The sequence below is a fragment of the Streptomyces sp. 840.1 genome, assembly GCF_003751445.1.
Lineage (GTDB): Bacteria > Actinomycetota > Actinomycetes > Streptomycetales > Streptomycetaceae > Streptomyces.
Map to the genome: position 1 here is coordinate 202,188 of NZ_RJUU01000001.1, position 14,288 is coordinate 216,475.

The 14,288-nt window shown below is 70.8% G+C and carries 12 protein-coding genes; 6 read left to right on the forward strand and 6 right to left on the reverse strand.

Features of this window, described 5'->3' with window-relative positions; translation table 11 throughout:
* The first annotated feature begins 359 nt into the window (after positions 1 to 359).
* Together EDD93_RS00880 and EDD93_RS00885 are read left to right on the forward strand one after the other, a co-directional pair.
* Entirely contained in the window at positions 360 to 1,580 is a 1,221-nt protein-coding gene (locus EDD93_RS00880; protein WP_123523330.1) for a glycoside hydrolase family 64 protein, read from the forward strand.
* Between the two features lie 334 nt (positions 1,581 to 1,914).
* Positions 1,915 to 2,565 carry a peptidoglycan-binding protein gene (locus EDD93_RS00885; protein ID WP_123523331.1) on the forward strand — a complete coding sequence of 217 codons (651 nt, stop codon included), beginning with the start codon at positions 1,915 to 1,917 and terminating at the stop codon, positions 2,563 to 2,565.
* A gap of 94 nt (positions 2,566 to 2,659) precedes the next feature.
* Here EDD93_RS00885 and EDD93_RS00890 read toward each other — a convergent pair whose 3' ends face one another.
* Genes EDD93_RS00890 through EDD93_RS00910 form a run of 5 tightly spaced genes read right to left on the reverse strand, consistent with a single transcriptional unit; the run spans position 2,660 to position 9,018 of the window.
* Positions 2,660 to 3,595: an ROK family protein gene (locus EDD93_RS00890; protein WP_123523332.1), complete on the reverse strand. Its 936-nt coding sequence runs from the start codon at positions 3,593 to 3,595 to the stop codon at positions 2,660 to 2,662.
* Positions 3,592 to 5,301: an ABC transporter ATP-binding protein gene (locus tag EDD93_RS00895; RefSeq protein ID WP_123523333.1), complete on the reverse strand. Its 1,710-nt coding sequence runs from the start codon at positions 5,299 to 5,301 to the stop codon at positions 3,592 to 3,594. Before EDD93_RS00895 ends, EDD93_RS00890 begins: the two co-directional genes overlap by 4 nt.
* Positions 5,298 to 6,194 carry an ABC transporter permease gene (locus EDD93_RS00900; RefSeq protein WP_123523334.1) on the reverse strand — a complete coding sequence of 299 codons (897 nt, stop codon included), beginning with the start codon at positions 6,192 to 6,194 and terminating at the stop codon, positions 5,298 to 5,300. Before EDD93_RS00900 ends, EDD93_RS00895 begins: the two co-directional genes overlap by 4 nt.
* A complete protein-coding gene (locus EDD93_RS00905; protein WP_123523335.1) occupies positions 6,191 to 7,150 on the reverse strand; it encodes an ABC transporter permease in 960 nt (319 codons plus the stop codon). Before EDD93_RS00905 ends, EDD93_RS00900 begins: the two co-directional genes overlap by 4 nt.
* Before the next feature lie 50 nt (positions 7,151 to 7,200).
* Positions 7,201 to 9,018 (reverse strand): peptide ABC transporter substrate-binding protein, encoded by a 1,818-nt coding sequence (locus EDD93_RS00910; RefSeq protein ID WP_123523336.1) that lies wholly within the window; start codon positions 9,016 to 9,018, stop codon positions 7,201 to 7,203.
* 288 nt (positions 9,019 to 9,306) lie between these two features.
* Between EDD93_RS00910 and EDD93_RS00915 the strand changes: the two genes are divergently transcribed.
* From EDD93_RS00915 to EDD93_RS00925, 3 genes are read left to right on the forward strand one after another with little or no spacing between them, the layout of a single operon-like run.
* Positions 9,307 to 10,527: an ROK family transcriptional regulator gene (locus EDD93_RS00915; RefSeq protein ID WP_185092184.1), complete on the forward strand. Its 1,221-nt coding sequence runs from the start codon at positions 9,307 to 9,309 to the stop codon at positions 10,525 to 10,527.
* A gap of 23 nt (positions 10,528 to 10,550) precedes the next feature.
* Positions 10,551 to 12,074 (forward strand): M81 family metallopeptidase, encoded by a 1,524-nt coding sequence (locus EDD93_RS00920; protein ID WP_123523338.1) that lies wholly within the window; start codon positions 10,551 to 10,553, stop codon positions 12,072 to 12,074.
* Positions 12,071 to 12,826 (forward strand): copper homeostasis protein CutC, encoded by a 756-nt coding sequence (locus tag EDD93_RS00925; protein WP_123523339.1) that lies wholly within the window; start codon positions 12,071 to 12,073, stop codon positions 12,824 to 12,826. Before EDD93_RS00920 ends, EDD93_RS00925 begins: the two co-directional genes overlap by 4 nt.
* An 81-nt stretch (positions 12,827 to 12,907) precedes the next feature.
* Here EDD93_RS00925 and EDD93_RS00930 read toward each other — a convergent pair whose 3' ends face one another.
* Positions 12,908 to 13,429, reverse strand: coding sequence for a hypothetical protein (locus EDD93_RS00930; RefSeq protein ID WP_123523340.1), 522 nt, complete (start codon positions 13,427 to 13,429; stop codon positions 12,908 to 12,910).
* Between the two features lie 226 nt (positions 13,430 to 13,655).
* On the opposite strand from EDD93_RS00930, the gene EDD93_RS00935 reads away from it, so the two are divergent.
* Entirely contained in the window at positions 13,656 to 14,288 is a 633-nt protein-coding gene (locus tag EDD93_RS00935; protein ID WP_123523341.1) for a YceI family protein, read from the forward strand.

Genomic DNA, 14,288 nt, shown 5'->3' on the forward strand with positions numbered 1-14,288 from the left:
TGGGGAGCGCGTGGGGAGCGCGGGGCGCGGCACCGGCTCCGTGTTCAGTTGTTGATCACGGCGGCCGGATGCGTGCGGGGTGGAACACGTCAAGTAGCGACTCTGTGCGTCGAGTTGTGAAGACCTTCGATTTTTGAGAGCGCTCTCAGTCACAAGTCTTGACGGTCGCCGCAGCCCTCGCAAGAGTGGTGCGCACCGCGGACGCGCTCGTTCCACCTCCCCCGCACCATCCCGCCGTCCACAGTCTCCTGTCCCCCGCCGATCGCCACCCCCCACATCTCCCCCCCCACCCTTCATCTCCCCCCATCACCACCCGCTTCACCTCCCCTCACCACCCCCCACGCCTCAGGAGTCCCCTCGTGATTTCGCGCAGACTGTTCCTGACGGGCGGCGCCGCCGCCTCCGCGACCGCACTCACCTACCCCCTGTGGGGAAGCGCGCTGAGCCCGAGCGCGTCGGCGGCCGCCGCGACCTGCGAACTGGCCCTGGAGAACAAGTCCCTGTCCGGCAAGGTCAACGCCTACGTCACCGGCCACGAGCAGGGCACCGACCGCTGGGTGCTGCTGCGGGCCGACGGCAGCGTCTACCACCCCGAGTCCCCGTCGGCCCCGCAGACCCCGCTGCCGGTCGACTGCGCCATCCCGCTGAACGCGGCGGGCGGCGCGCCCGTCGTCGTGACGCTCCCCCAGATGTACGGGGCGCGGGTCTACTTCGTGCGCGACGACACCCTGGACTTCTACCTCAACCCGGGACCCGCCCTGGTCGAGCCGGCCTTCGCCAACGCCACGGACTCGAACTACGGGCGCACCTGGTCGTTCTGCGAGTTCACCTTCAACCCGTCGCAGCTGTACGCGAACATCAGCTACGTCGACCTGGTGACCGCGCTGCCGATCGGCCTGACCCTGGAGGGCGACAGCACGCACACCGTGGCCCCGCTCCCGGACGGCGCCGTGCAGCGGATCGCCGACGACCTCACCGCCCAGGCCGCCGCGGACGGGCAGCCCTGGGACCAGCTGGTGAAGCGGGGTTCGGACGGCAACGTACTCCGCGTCATCTCACCGCAGAACCTGATGGCGTCGTCCGGCGGCGACATGCCGTTCGGGAACCTGTTCACCTCACAGGTCGACGAGGTCTGGGAGAAGTACCGCTCCACCGACCTGCGGATCGACCTCCAGGGCGGACGCGGAGTCCTCGCCGGACGGGTCACGGGCGACACCCTGACCTTCGACGGCGGGCACACCTTCTCCAAGCCCAGCTCGCAGGACATCTTCACCTGCAACGGCGGCCCGTTCGCCAACAACCCGGCCGACAACGACGACAAGAAGGCCCTGCTGGCGCGGATCGCGGCCGGCTTCAACCGGTCGATCATGCTCAGCCACCCGGACCAGCCGAACGGCACCACGGTGGCGGACTACTACCAGGGCGACGTGACCAACCACTGGTCGCGGATCGTCCACGCCAACAGCCCGATCGGCTACGCCTTCCCGTACGACGACGTACGCCCCGACGGCGAACCGGACGTCTCGGGCGCCGCGAACGACGGCAACCCGCGCCGCTTCACGGTGAGCGTCGGTTCCTGACCTTCCCCACGCAGACCGGCAGGGCCCCCGTCCGGGCGGGACGGGGGCCCTGCCATGCGCGGGCGTCGGTGCGGGTACGGATACGGATACGGATACGGGCACCCGGCCCCGTACCGGCCGGCCGCGTCAGGACTTGCGACAACGGGAAACAAAAGGGAATTGCTTCATTGGTCGAACCGATGACGGTGCGCATTTCCCTGCTTTCGTTTCCCCGCCGTTCCCCTTCGTGCGCGACTCCCTCACCTGGGACGACAGCCGATTCACCGCTATCCGTCAACTCTCTTTCCCAATAAGGACCTTGACGCCATATTCGGTCCCGCGACACCGTGCCGTCATGCGACAGAAGAGAATGGTTCAGCTCATCGCCGCACTCGCGGCCGCCGCCGGGATTCTGCTTTCCGTTCCGGCGGCCGCCCAGGCGGCACCCGCCCCCCACCACGGCCTGCGCTCCTTCCAGGCCGCTCACGGTCTTCGGCCCACCGGCACGGTCGACGCCGCCACCGCCCGGTCGCTCCGGGCGGCGCCGGACAGCGAACTGCGGACGGTCTTCACGGTCGCCGCCGATCTCGGCCCCGCCGAACTGGCCAACGCCCGTAACGTCATCGGCGTCGGAAAGGGTGCCCGGATTCCGGATCAGGGGCAGGTCATCGCTCTGATGACGGCCATGCAGGAATCCAAGTTCGTCAACTACACGACGCCGGTCGACCACGATTCGCTCGGCATCTTCCAGCAGCGGCCCAGTACCGGCTGGGGAACACCGGAGCAGATCACGGACGTCCCCACGTCATCGAAGTCCTTCTACGGGGTGGCCCCGTTCGGCAGCAATCCGGGCCTGATCCAGATCGCGAACTGGCAGACCAGGCCGCCCGGCGAGGTGTGCCAGGCGGTGCAGGTGTCGGCCTTCCCCGACGCGTACGCGCAGTGGGAGCAGTTCGCCCGTGACCTGCTCGCCCAGGAGGGCCCCACGGTCGACCCGATCTACTGAGACACTCCCCCCATCCCGTCGCTACCCCCACGCGTACAGGCGCCCCCCGGCCGTGTCGGCCGGGGGGCGCCGTCGTACGTGCGGCCAGGGGCCCTCAGACCCGGGAGCCCACCGCGAGTTCCCGCCGGGCCCGTGCCGCGGCGCCGACCGGCACGGCGTCGGCGCCCAGGCCGGACCGGACCAGCCGGACGGGGTGACCGCTCACCGGCGGTTCCTCGGCCAGCGACGCGCGGACGACCGGGCCCAGCAGCGGCCAGGCGTGGCTGACCCCGCCGCCCACGACCACCGTGGTGATGTCGACGACGCCCGCCGTCATCACGATGGCCCGCGCGATGCCCGCACCGGCGGCCCGGTACACCGCGAGGGCGTCCTCGTCGCCGCGCTCCGCCGCCCCCGCGACCTCGCGGGCGGTCAGCCGCCGGCCGGTGCGCTCCGTGTAGCGGGCGCCGATGGAGCGGCCGGCGGCCAGGGTCTCCAGGTGTCCTCGTCCGCCGCACGAGCAGAGCAGGTCGCCGAAGCCGGGGATGTGCCCGATCTCGCCGGCCGCGCCGTGCGGGCCGGTGAACAGCCTGCCGCCGCTCCACAACGCGCCGCCGACACCCGTGCCGAGGGTGATCCCGAGTACGTCCGGCTCGTCCCGGACCGCGCCGGACGACGTCTCCCCGGACAGGAAGGCGTTGACGTCGTTGTCCAGGAAGGCCTGGACTCCCAGCGCGTCCTGGACGGCGTCCGTCACCCCGAAACCGGCCCAGCCGGTGAAGGAGTCGCTGGCCACCAGGATGTGACCGGTGGCGGAGTCCACGACGCCCGCGGCGCCGACCCCGCAGCCGGCGAGCCGGCCGGGGGTGCGCTCCAGCAGCGGGGTCAGCGCGTCCAGCGCCGCGCGGATCATGGCCGGGCCGCCGTGGGCGGCCGGGGTGGTCGTCCCGGCCCGGTCCAGGACGGTCAGGTCGTCGTCGCACAGGACCACCTGTGTGGTGGTGCCGCCGATGTCCACGCCGGCGAAGAGCCTGCGGTCGTACGCGTTCATGCCCGGTCCTCCGTTCGGACGGCCGAGAGTGCGGCCAGGCGCTCGGCCCTGCGGCCGCGCTGGATCACCGGGTCGGGCACCGGTACGGCGGCCAGCAGGCCGCGCGTGTAGTCGGTCTCCGGGTGCAGGAGGGTCGCCCCGGTGGGGCCCTGCTCCTGGATTTGGCCGTTCCGCAGCACCACGACGCGCTGCGCGAAGTGCTGGACGACGGCCAGGTCGTGGGAGACGAAGAGGCAGGCGAAGCCCAGCTCGTCCTGGAGCTCGGAGATCACTTCCAGTACGGCCTGCTGCACGCTCACGTCGAGCGCGCTGGTGGGTTCGTCGGCGACCAGCAGCCGGGGCTCCAGGACCAGCGCGCGGGCCAGGCTCACCCGCTGGCGCTGACCGCCGGACAGCTCGCGGGGTGCCCGGTCGGCGACGTCGCGCGGCAGCCGGACGCGGTCGAGGATGGCGGCCACCTTGCTCCGGCGGTCCGCAGCGGAGATGCCCCGGTGGTGGACCCTGAGCGGCTCGGCGACGCACTCGCCGACCGTCATCCGGGCGTCCAGCGACGCGACCGGGTCCTGGAGGACCACGCCGACGCCGGCCCGCAGGGCCCGGCGGGCGCGGGACCGGACGCGGCCGAGGTCGGTGCCGAACAGGGAGACCGTGCCGGAACTCGGCGCGATCAGACCGAGCGCGACCCGGGAGGCGGTGGACTTGCCGGAACCCGACTCGCCCACCAGCCCCAGGGTCTGGCCGGCGTGCACGGCGAAGGAGACCCCGTCCAGGGCCCGCACGGCGTTCTTGCCGCGGCCGAAGTCCACGCTGACGTCGCGCAGTTCGGCCACCGGCTCGGCCTCCGGGTCCGGGGCGGAGGCAGCCGGGGCCGTCTGGCCCGCCTCGGCCACCGACAGCCGGGGCACGGCGGCCAGCAGGCGGCGGGTGTATTCGTGGGACGGCCGCAGCAGCACGTCCTCGACCGGTCCGGTCTCCACGATCTCGCCCCGGTACATCACGGCGACCCGGTCGGCGAAGTCGGCGACGACGCCCATGTTGTGGGTGACCAGCAGGACGCCGGTGCCGGTGTCGGCGGCGAGCCGGCGCAGCAGGTCGAGGATCTCGGCCTGCACCGTGACGTCCAGAGCGGTGGTCGGCTCGTCGGCGATCAGCAGGGCGGGGTCGTTGGCGATGGCCATCGCGATGACCACGCGCTGGCGCTGCCCGCCGGAGAGCTGGAAGGGGTAGGCCCTGGCCCGCTTCTCCGGTTCGGGGATGCCGACCTTGCGCAGCAGCCCGACGGCCTCGGCCGAGGCGTCCTTGGGGGACATCTCACGGTGGTTGCGGATCACCTCGGCGATCTGCCTGCCGACCCGGGTCAGCGGGTCGAGGGCGGTGGCCGGCTCCTGGAACACCATGGAGGCGGTCCGGCCGCGCAGCGACGCGAGGTCGTTCTCCCGGGCGCCGACCACCTGGGTGCCCGCGATGACGGCGCTGCCGGTGGCACGGGCGTTGCCGGTCAGCAGGCCCATCGCGGCCAGCGCGATGGTGGACTTGCCGGAGCCCGACTCGCCGACGAGGGCGAGCGTCTCGCCCGGTTCGACGTGCAGGGAGACACCGCGCACGGCCGGTACCTCACCGGTCTCCGTGGTGAAGACGACGCCGAGGTCGTCGAGTTCGAGAATCGGTCCGGCCTGTGGTGCGGCGGGACCCTTGGTGACGGTCATCCGCGTCCCCTCACGTCGAATGCGTCGCGGAGCCCGTCCCCGATCGCGTTGAACGCCCACACCACCAGGATGATGGCCAGGCCGGGCGGAACGATGAGCCACCAGTAGCCGGAGTACGCGGCGGTGAGACCGGCCGACAGCATGCCGCCCCAGTCGGTGGCCGGGGGCTGGACGCCCAGGCCCAGGTAGGAGACGTAGGCGATGAGCAGGATGGCGTCGGCGATCTGGAAGGTGGCCGCGACGATGATGGTCGAGACGGAGTTCGGCAGGATGTGCCGGATGATCGCCCGGCCGTGCGTCCCGCCGATCGCCCGGAGCGTCAGCACGTAGTCGCGGTTCTTCAGGCTCAGCGTCTCCGCCCTGATCAGGCGCGACGGCACCAGCCAGGAGACGAAGCCCAGGATGACGATCATTCCCGTCAGGTCCGGGGTGGTGATCGCCGAGACCACCAGCAGGATGAAGAGCGCCGGGATGGCGATCCCCGCGTCCACGACCCGCATCATGACCGCGTCGACCCAGCCGCCCGCGTAGCCGGCGACGGCGCCCCACAGGGTGCCGATGACGGTGGCCAGCACGCCTGCGGCGAGACCGACGATCAGCGACACCTTGCCGCCGTACATGAGCCGGCCGAGCACGTCGTGGCCGACGGCGTCGGTGCCCAGCCAGTGCGAGCCGCTGGGTGCGAGGTTGACCTGCTGGAGCATCGTGTGGGTCTGGTCGGTGGAGTACACCAGCGGACCGACGAAGCAGAACAGGATGAAGAAGGCCACGACGCCGAGCCCGACCACGGCGAGCCTGTTGCGGCGGAAGCGGCGCAGGGCGAGGCGGGAGCCGGACGCCGCGGGGGTGGTGGCCGTGGCGGGCACCTGGCCCGGCTGGATGACGGCGCTCATGCCCGGCCTGCCTTCACTCGGGGGTCGATGACACGCTGGACGATGTCGGCGAGGAGCGTGCCGGTCACCGTGGCGACCGCGATGACGAGCACGCAGCCCAGGAGCACGGGGTAGTCGGAGGACTGGGCGGCGGTCCAGAAGAGCAGGCCCATACCGGGGTAGTTGAAGAGCTGCTCGACCACCAGCGCACCGCCGAACAGCACCGGCACGTAGTACCCGAGCATGGCGACCACCGGCGTCAGCGAGTTGCGGAACACATGCCGCCGCAGGAGGGCGCGGGAGCGGGTGCCGCCGGCCCGCGCCGTCCTGACGTAGTCCTCCGAGAGGTTCTCCAGGGTGGCCGCCCGCATGTAGCGGCTGAACACCGCGATCATCGAGGCGGCGCCCGCGACCACCGGCAGGACCAGTGCCTGCGGATCGGAGATCACCTGGGCGAGCGTGTCGCCCTGCGGCGCCTGGGAGGGGAACCACGGCAGCGTCTGGCTGAACACCAGCACCAGGACCAGCCCGAGGAAGTACACGGGCGTGGAGTAGGCGATGAAGCTCAGCGTGGTGATGACGTAGTCCGCCGGCTTGTTGCGCCGCATGGCCTGCCACATGCCCAGCGGGATCGCCAGGAGCAGGCCGACGACCGCCGACAGGACGGTGAGGAGCAGGGTCTTCGGCAGCCGCTCGGTGATGAGCTGGGAGACCGGCTCGTTGAGGGTGTACGAGGTCCCGAGGTCGCCGTGCAACAGCTGGTTCAGGTAGTAGAAGTACTGCACGGGCAACGGCTTGTCGAGGCCCTGCTCGTGGTTGAAGGACGTGATCTGCTGCGGCGTGGCCTGCGGGCCGAGGATCCCGCGTGCGGGACCCCCGGGCAGGGCGTGCAGCAGACCGAAGACCACGATCGTCACGATGACGATCACCACGACGGCCTGGAGGACCCGCCTGATCAGGTAAGAGGAAGTACTCATGTGTTTTCCGGTCGCTTCGGCTCAGTGGTGCGCATGGTCGGCGACCGGGCCTACTTGTTGGTCCACTTCCACATGGCGGGGTGGAAGTTGGCCAGCGAGTCCTGGGCGAAGCCGCCGAGGCCGCTCTTGACCACGGAGACCTGGTAGTCGGGTTCCGGCAGCCAGACCACCGGGAGGTCCTCGGCCAGCGCGGCGCTGTACTTCTGCATGGCGGCGGGGGAGGAGTCGGTGGTGGTCTCGCCGATCAGCTTGTCCACGGCGGGGTTGGTGTAGCTGCCGAAGTTGGAGGCGCCGCCGGTGGCGAAGAGGGAGTCACCGCTCGGGTAGGCCGGGAAGTACCAGCTGCCCGCGCTGCCGAAGAAGGAGAGCTGCCACTTGCAGCCGGAGTCGCCGGCCTTGCACTGACCGGCCTGTGCGAGAACGGAGTTGACCGGTGCGGTCTTGATGCTGAAGCCGATGCCGGACTTGGCGAAGGAGGACTGCAGGGCGCTCATCAGGTTGTCGGTCACGGTCGAGCCGGACTGCGACAGCACCTGCATCTGGAACTTCGTGCCCTTGTCCACGCCCGCGCCGCACTGGTCGTCGCCGCTGCCCGGGTGGGTGCAGACCATGGTGCCGCCCTGCTCGGCCCAGCCGTGGTCGGTGAGCAGCTTCTTCGCCTTGCCGGTGGAGAAGGGGTACGGGTTGTCCTTCTGCTTCGAGGAGACGAAGGCGGAGGTCTGGCCCTGCGGAACGGGGCCGTAGGTCGAGACCGCGGTGCCGTTGAAGATCACCTTGGAGAGGGTCGTCTGGTCGACCGACATCTGGATCGCCTGGCGGGCGTAGAGCTGCTTGAAGACCGGGCCCATGGTGGGGTTGTTGAAGTTGTAGGGCATGTACGTGATCGCCCAGCCGGCCCACGGCTTGAGGGTGTAGCCCTTGGCGGTGAAGGACGCTTCCTGGCTGAGGTTGGTGGCGTTGATGTAGCCGTAGTCGACCGTGCCCGCCCGCAGTGCGTTCTCCTCGGCGTCCGCGGTGGTGAACGGGAGCAGGTTCACCGTCTTGATGTTGGCCTTGCCGCCGCCGTCGTACTTGGCGTTGGCCAGCAGCTGCACCTTGCCGGCCGTCGAGAACGACTTGATGGTGTACGGGCCGCTGACCGTCTTCCAGAGCGGGTCGGTGGCGTAGGCCGAGATCTTCTTGGCGGCGCTGTTGAGGTACGCCCAGACCTTCTTGGCGCCTGCGGGGGTGAGATCGAGGTCCGACACCTTGCCCGCGTCGCTGGTCTTGTCCCACACGTGCTGCGGCATCGGGCGGATCATGCTCAGCTCGTTGGCGAGCATCCACTGGGTGTTGTACGCCTTGTCGAACGTGATCGTGAAGTGCGTGTCGTCCGCGATCTTCAGCGAGGTCCAGTTGTCCGGCGCCTTCCCCGGGCTGTAGCTGGCCCAGTCCTCCCTGTTGGCCTTGACCAGGTTGAACCAGAACTGCACGTCGCGCGAGGTGATCTTCTCGCCGTCGCTCCAGTGCCGGTCGCCGAGGGTGATCGTGACGCTCTTGCTGTCCTTCGCGAAGTCGGCGCCGGTGGCCAGCGAGTTGTTCTTGTTCCAGCCGACCTTGCCGGTGGAGCCGTCGTACGCGATCAGGGGCTCCCAGAGGGACTGGGATATCGAGGCGTTGTTGGTGTTGAGGTGGGAGGCGGTGCCGACCGGGAGGATCCAGTTCGGCGTGAAGTTCGCCGGCAGCGCGTAGTTGATGCTGTCCTTCGAGCCGGCGCCGGACGAGGTCGTGCCCCCGCCGGAACAGCCGGACAGCAGAACGGCGGCCGTGGTGGCGACGCCCGCGGTGAGGGCCCAGCGGCGGCTGTTCGCCGTGCGGGTAAGGATCATGACTCTCCTCGGAGTGAAAGGGCCCGCAGCCGCTCGGAGGGGGTCGGCGCTGCGTTCACGACAGCTAACGCCGCCATTGCCGAAGAAACAAACAAGAATTAATAACAAGTAAGTTACTGCACTTTCGACGAAAGCCCTCTCGCCCCATTCATCCCGACAACTTGGGTCCCTTTGGGGTAATAAAGGGGATTTTACGGGTGACGCACTTCCTTCATGGGACTGTTCCCCTGTGCGAAGCGCGGGCGTATCGTCTCCGCCACATACCCCGTTGCGGAAGTAACTTTGTACATGACTGGAATAAGTGCGTGGGACCGCAAGGCCACGAAAGGGACCCCCTCCCTCGCCGTGCGGGTTCTGGAACTGATCGCATCGGGCGAGGCGACGTCACGTACGGAACTCGCCGAGCGCCTCGGGGCCGCCGCCTCGACCATCTCCCTCGCCGTGGGGCACCTGGTGGAACGCGGCCTGGTCGCCGAGGAGGGCACCCAGTCCTCCACCGGCGGGCGTCCCCGCAAGGCGCTGCGGATCGGGAGCCATGACGAGTTCGCCGTCGCCGCCGACCTCGGGGGCCGGCACGCCAGGATCGGCGTGGTCCTTCCGGGCGGCGGCCTGAGCGACGTCTCGACCGTCCCCTTCCTGATCGGCGACGGGCCCGAGGCCGCCCTGCCCCGGCTGGCCGAGGCGCTGGAGGCGCTGGCCGGACAGCGCGGCCCCGGCCGCCTGCGCGGGGTCGGGCTCTCGCTGCCCGGACCCGTGGACGTCGCCTCCGGGTCGGTCGTCCGGCCCTCGCGGATGCCCGGCTGGCACCGCTTCCCGGTCACCGACTGGCTGGAGGAGCGCTTCGGAGTCCCGGCGGCCGTGGACAACGACGCCAATTGCATGGCGGTCGGCGAACACACCGTCCGGCTCGACGGGAACGCTCCGACGATCATGGTGAAGATCGGGTCCGCGATCGGCGCGGGCGTGATGGCCGAGGGGCGCCTCTACCGGGGCGCGACCGGCGCCGCCGGGGACATCACCCACATCCGGATCGACGCGGGTGCCGGTATCCCCTGCTCCTGCGGCAACACCGGCTGCCTGGAAACCGTGGCGTCCGGCGCCGCGCTGGTCCGCATCCTGCGCGAGCGCGGGGCCGATGTGAGCAGCACCGAGGACGTGGCCCGACTGGCGCTCGACGGCGATCCGCTGGCCACCCGCACGGTCCGCAGGGCCGGCGACTACCTGGGCCAGGTGCTGGCCGCCAACGTCAACTTCTTCAACCCGGACGCCGTCTACCTCGGCGGCATCCTCTCCACCCTGGAGCAGTTCGTCGCCGCGGTGCGCAGCCGGCTCTACGAGAGCTGCCACCCGCTCGTCACCGAGCACCTCACCATCGAGCGGACCAGGCTCGGCGCCGACGCCGGACTGGTCGGCGCCGGGCAGTTCGCCCTGCAACGCGCCCTGGCCCACGCCCTGCACGAGGTGGGCGGAGCCGAACGGTCCGGCGCTCCCGCCCCCCGTCACGTCTGACACCCGACCCCCTACGAGGAGCCATGTCGCAATCCCGCACCGCAGCATCCCGCCCGGTCATCGCCATCGCAGGGCTCGGCATCGAGTCCTCCACCTTCTCCCCCGCCCGGACCCGGGCCGCCGCCTTCCGCCCCTCGCGCGGCGCCGAGGTGCTGGACCGCTACCCCTTCCTGGCCGACGGTGAGGAACTGCGCGAGGCGGCCGACTGGCACGGCGCCCTGGTCGGCAAGTCGCTGCCGGGCGGCACCGTGACCGCCGCCGCCTGGACCGAGCTGACCGACGAGCTGATCGAACGGCTCGCCGCGCTGCCCCGCCCGGACGGCCTCTGGTACGACATCCACGGCGCGATGACCGTGGAGGGCATCGACGACGCCGAGGTGGTCCTGCTGGACCGCATCCGCGCCACCGTCGGCCCCGACGTCATCATCTCCACCTCGATGGACCTGCACGGCAACGTCTCCCGCGAACTCGTCCACGGCAGCGACCTGATCACCTGCTACCGGATGGCCCCGCACGAGGACCACATGGAGACCAAGGAGCGGGCCGTCCGCAACCTGGTGGAACTGCTGGCCTCCGGGGCGCCCCGTCCGGTCAAGGCCTGGGTGCCGGTACCGGTGCTGCTGGCCGGCGAGCAGACCTCCACCCGGATCGAGCCGGCCAGGAGCGTGTACGCGGCGGTGGACGACGTCGAGGCCATGGACGGCGTGACCGACGCCGCGATCTGGGTCGGCTACGCCTGGGCCGACGAACCCCGCAACCGTGCCGCGGTGGTGGTCACGGGCACCGACCGGGCCGCCGTGTCCGCCGGTGCGGAGCGGCTGGCCGAGGGCTTCTGGAAGGCCCGCGACGACTTCGACTTCGTCGCCCCGACCGGCACCTTCGACGCCATCCTGGACGAGGCCCTGGGCTCCGACCGGCTCCCGTACTTCATCAGCGACACCGGGGACAACCCGACCGCCGGAGGTTCCGGTGACATGACCTGGGGGCTGACCCGGCTGCTGGCCCGCCCGGAGTTCCGGGAGGACGACGGCCCGACCGTCATCTACGCCTCGGTGCCGGGCCCGGACGCCGTCGCGACCGCCGTCGCCGCCGGTGTCGGCGCCACCGTGACCGTCACCGCCGGGGCGGAGGTCGACGACCGGCACGCGGGCCCGGTCACCCTGACCGGCACGGTGCACTCCGTCCGGCACGGCGACCGCGACGCACGGACCGAGGTCGTGATCCGGGTGGGCAGTGTGTACGCGATCCTCACGGAGCTCCGCAAGCCCTACCACCACGAACACGACTTCACCGACCTCGGCCTCGACCCGCGGGGCGCCCACATCGTGATCGTGAAGATCGGCTACCTGGAGCCCGAGCTCTTCGACATGTCGGTCGGCTGGAAGATGGCGCTCACCCCCGGCGGCGTGGACCAGGACCTGGTGCGCCTGGGTCACCACCGCATCCGCCGCCCGATGTTCCCGTTCGACCGGGAGATGGCCGACCCGGACCTGTCGGCCCGCGTCATCCCCGCCTCCGACCAGCCGCTGACCGGGGACGACGAGTGACCGCCCGTCCCGCCCTGGAGATCGCCGTCACCTCACCGGCGGGCGCCCGCGCCGCCAGGGAGAACGGCGCCGACCGGGTCGAGCTGTGCTCCGCGCTGGAGCTGGGCGGCCTGACCCCGTCGGCCGCGCTGGTCGAGGCGGTCGCGGCTCAGGGGCTGCCGGTGCAGGTGCTGGTCAGGTGCCGGCCCGGCGACTTCGTCCATGACGCGCAGGAGGTCGCGCTCATGGCCGCCGAGGTGCGGTCCGTCATCGCCTCCGGCGCCGCCGGAGTGGTCATCGGCGCGCTCACCGCCGACGGCGCCCTGGACACGGACGCGGTCACCCGGCTCGCCGAGGCGGCGCGCGGCGCGGGCCGTCCGGTGGACATCACCCTGCACCGCGCCGTCGACCAGTCCGCCGACCCGGTGGCCACCGCCGCGCTGCTGGCCGACCTCGGCCTGACCCGGGTCCTCACCTCGGGCGGCGCGCCCGCCGCGGCCGACGGGCTGGAGACGATCGCCGCGATGGCCGCCGCCGCCCCCGGCGTGCAGGTGATGGCCGGCGGCGGGGTGCGTCTCGCCGACATCCCGGCCCTGCTCTCGGCCGGCGTCGCCTCCGTCCACCTCTCCGCCAAGACCCGCGCGCCGCGCCGCCCCGGCGGCACCTGGGTCCCCCTCGGCGCGGGTGGAGCGTCCGCCGAGCAGGACACCCACTTCGTCACCGACCCCGAGGTCGTCGCCGGTGCGCGACGGGCCCTGGAGGCGGCGGGCTGACCACCGCCGCCCGCGCATGACGGCGCCCCCGCCCGGGATTCGGGCGGGGGCGCCGTCATGCGCGGGGCCGCCCGTGGGGCGTCAGCAGCCGCCGCAGTTGTAGTAGGTCACGTCCCAGTGGCTGCCCTCGTCCGCGTAGATGTTGCCGGAGCCGGACTTGTACTGGGGCGCGCCGTCACCGCGCAGGCCGATGTAACTGAACACGCCGTGGATGTAGTTGGTGAGACAGGTGGTCTTGCCGAAGTCGAGCTTGTAGCCGTTCCAGTGCGAGTACGTGCCGCTGGCGTGCCCGGTCTCGGTGCCGCCGGTGATGTTGAGCGCGCAGCCGGTGGCGCTCTTCAGCGTCTGGGCGCCCTGGGCGCTCGGGAGGTTGAGCTGGTCGAACGAGGTGCAGGTGGCGACGTTGCGGTTGGAGCAGCCGCCGGAGGACGACCAGGTGACGCCGGACGAGCTGAATCTGGCGGTCGCCTGGCTGTGGGTGAGCTTGCTGACGGCGAAGGCGTCCGTCGCACCGGAGACGACACCGATTCCGGGGGCGAAGAGGACTCCGAGGACGAGGGCGAGAGCGGTCAGGACGGGGCGCAGCGTCATTCGGGACACCATGAGGGACTCCTCCTGTGCATGACAAGGTGGGGGCAGGGAGATAGTGCCCGAGTTCTACGCGCGTCCGCCAGAGGGCGTGGAGTGGCGGTCGCGTGAATGCGTGACGGCGCGACGAACAACCTGGACCCTAGATGTTGAACTTTGAAGAAGATGGGGTTACGGTGAATCTCGTTGAAGCTTAAACAACTACGTCGAGCCCGCTCGATCACGTCCCCGAGGAGGAGCCATGGCTCTGTTCAACCGCAAGAACGACGACACCGCGACCGCCGCGACCGCCGCGACCACCACCGCCACCGTCGACCCGGCCCTGGCCGCCCTCACCGGCGACTACACGATCGACCCGTCCCACAGCAGCATCGGGTTCACCGTGCGCCACGCGATGGTCACCAATGTGCGGGGCTCCTTCGGTGAGCACGAGGGCAGCCTGAAGCTGGACGGCGGCAACCCGGCCGACTCCACCGTCTCGATCGACGTGAAGATCGCCAGCGTGGACACCGGTATCGCGGACCGCGACGGCCACCTGGTCAGCGGCGACTTCTTCGACGCCGAGAAGTTCCCCCTCATGACGTTCCGCTCGACCTCCACCGAGCAGCTCGGCGGCGACAAGTACCGCGTCACCGGCGACCTCACCATCAAGGACGTCACCCGCCCGCTCGCCATCGACCTGGAGTTCAACGGCTCCGCCACCGATGTGTACGGCAACGAGCGCGTCGGCTTCGAGGGCGGCACCGAGATCCTGCGCTCCGACTGGGGCCTGACCTGGAACGCGGCGCTGGAGACCGGCGGCGTGATGGTCAGCGACAAGGTGAAGCTGAACTTCGACATCTCCGCGATCAAGGCCGCCGCACCGCAGGCCTGA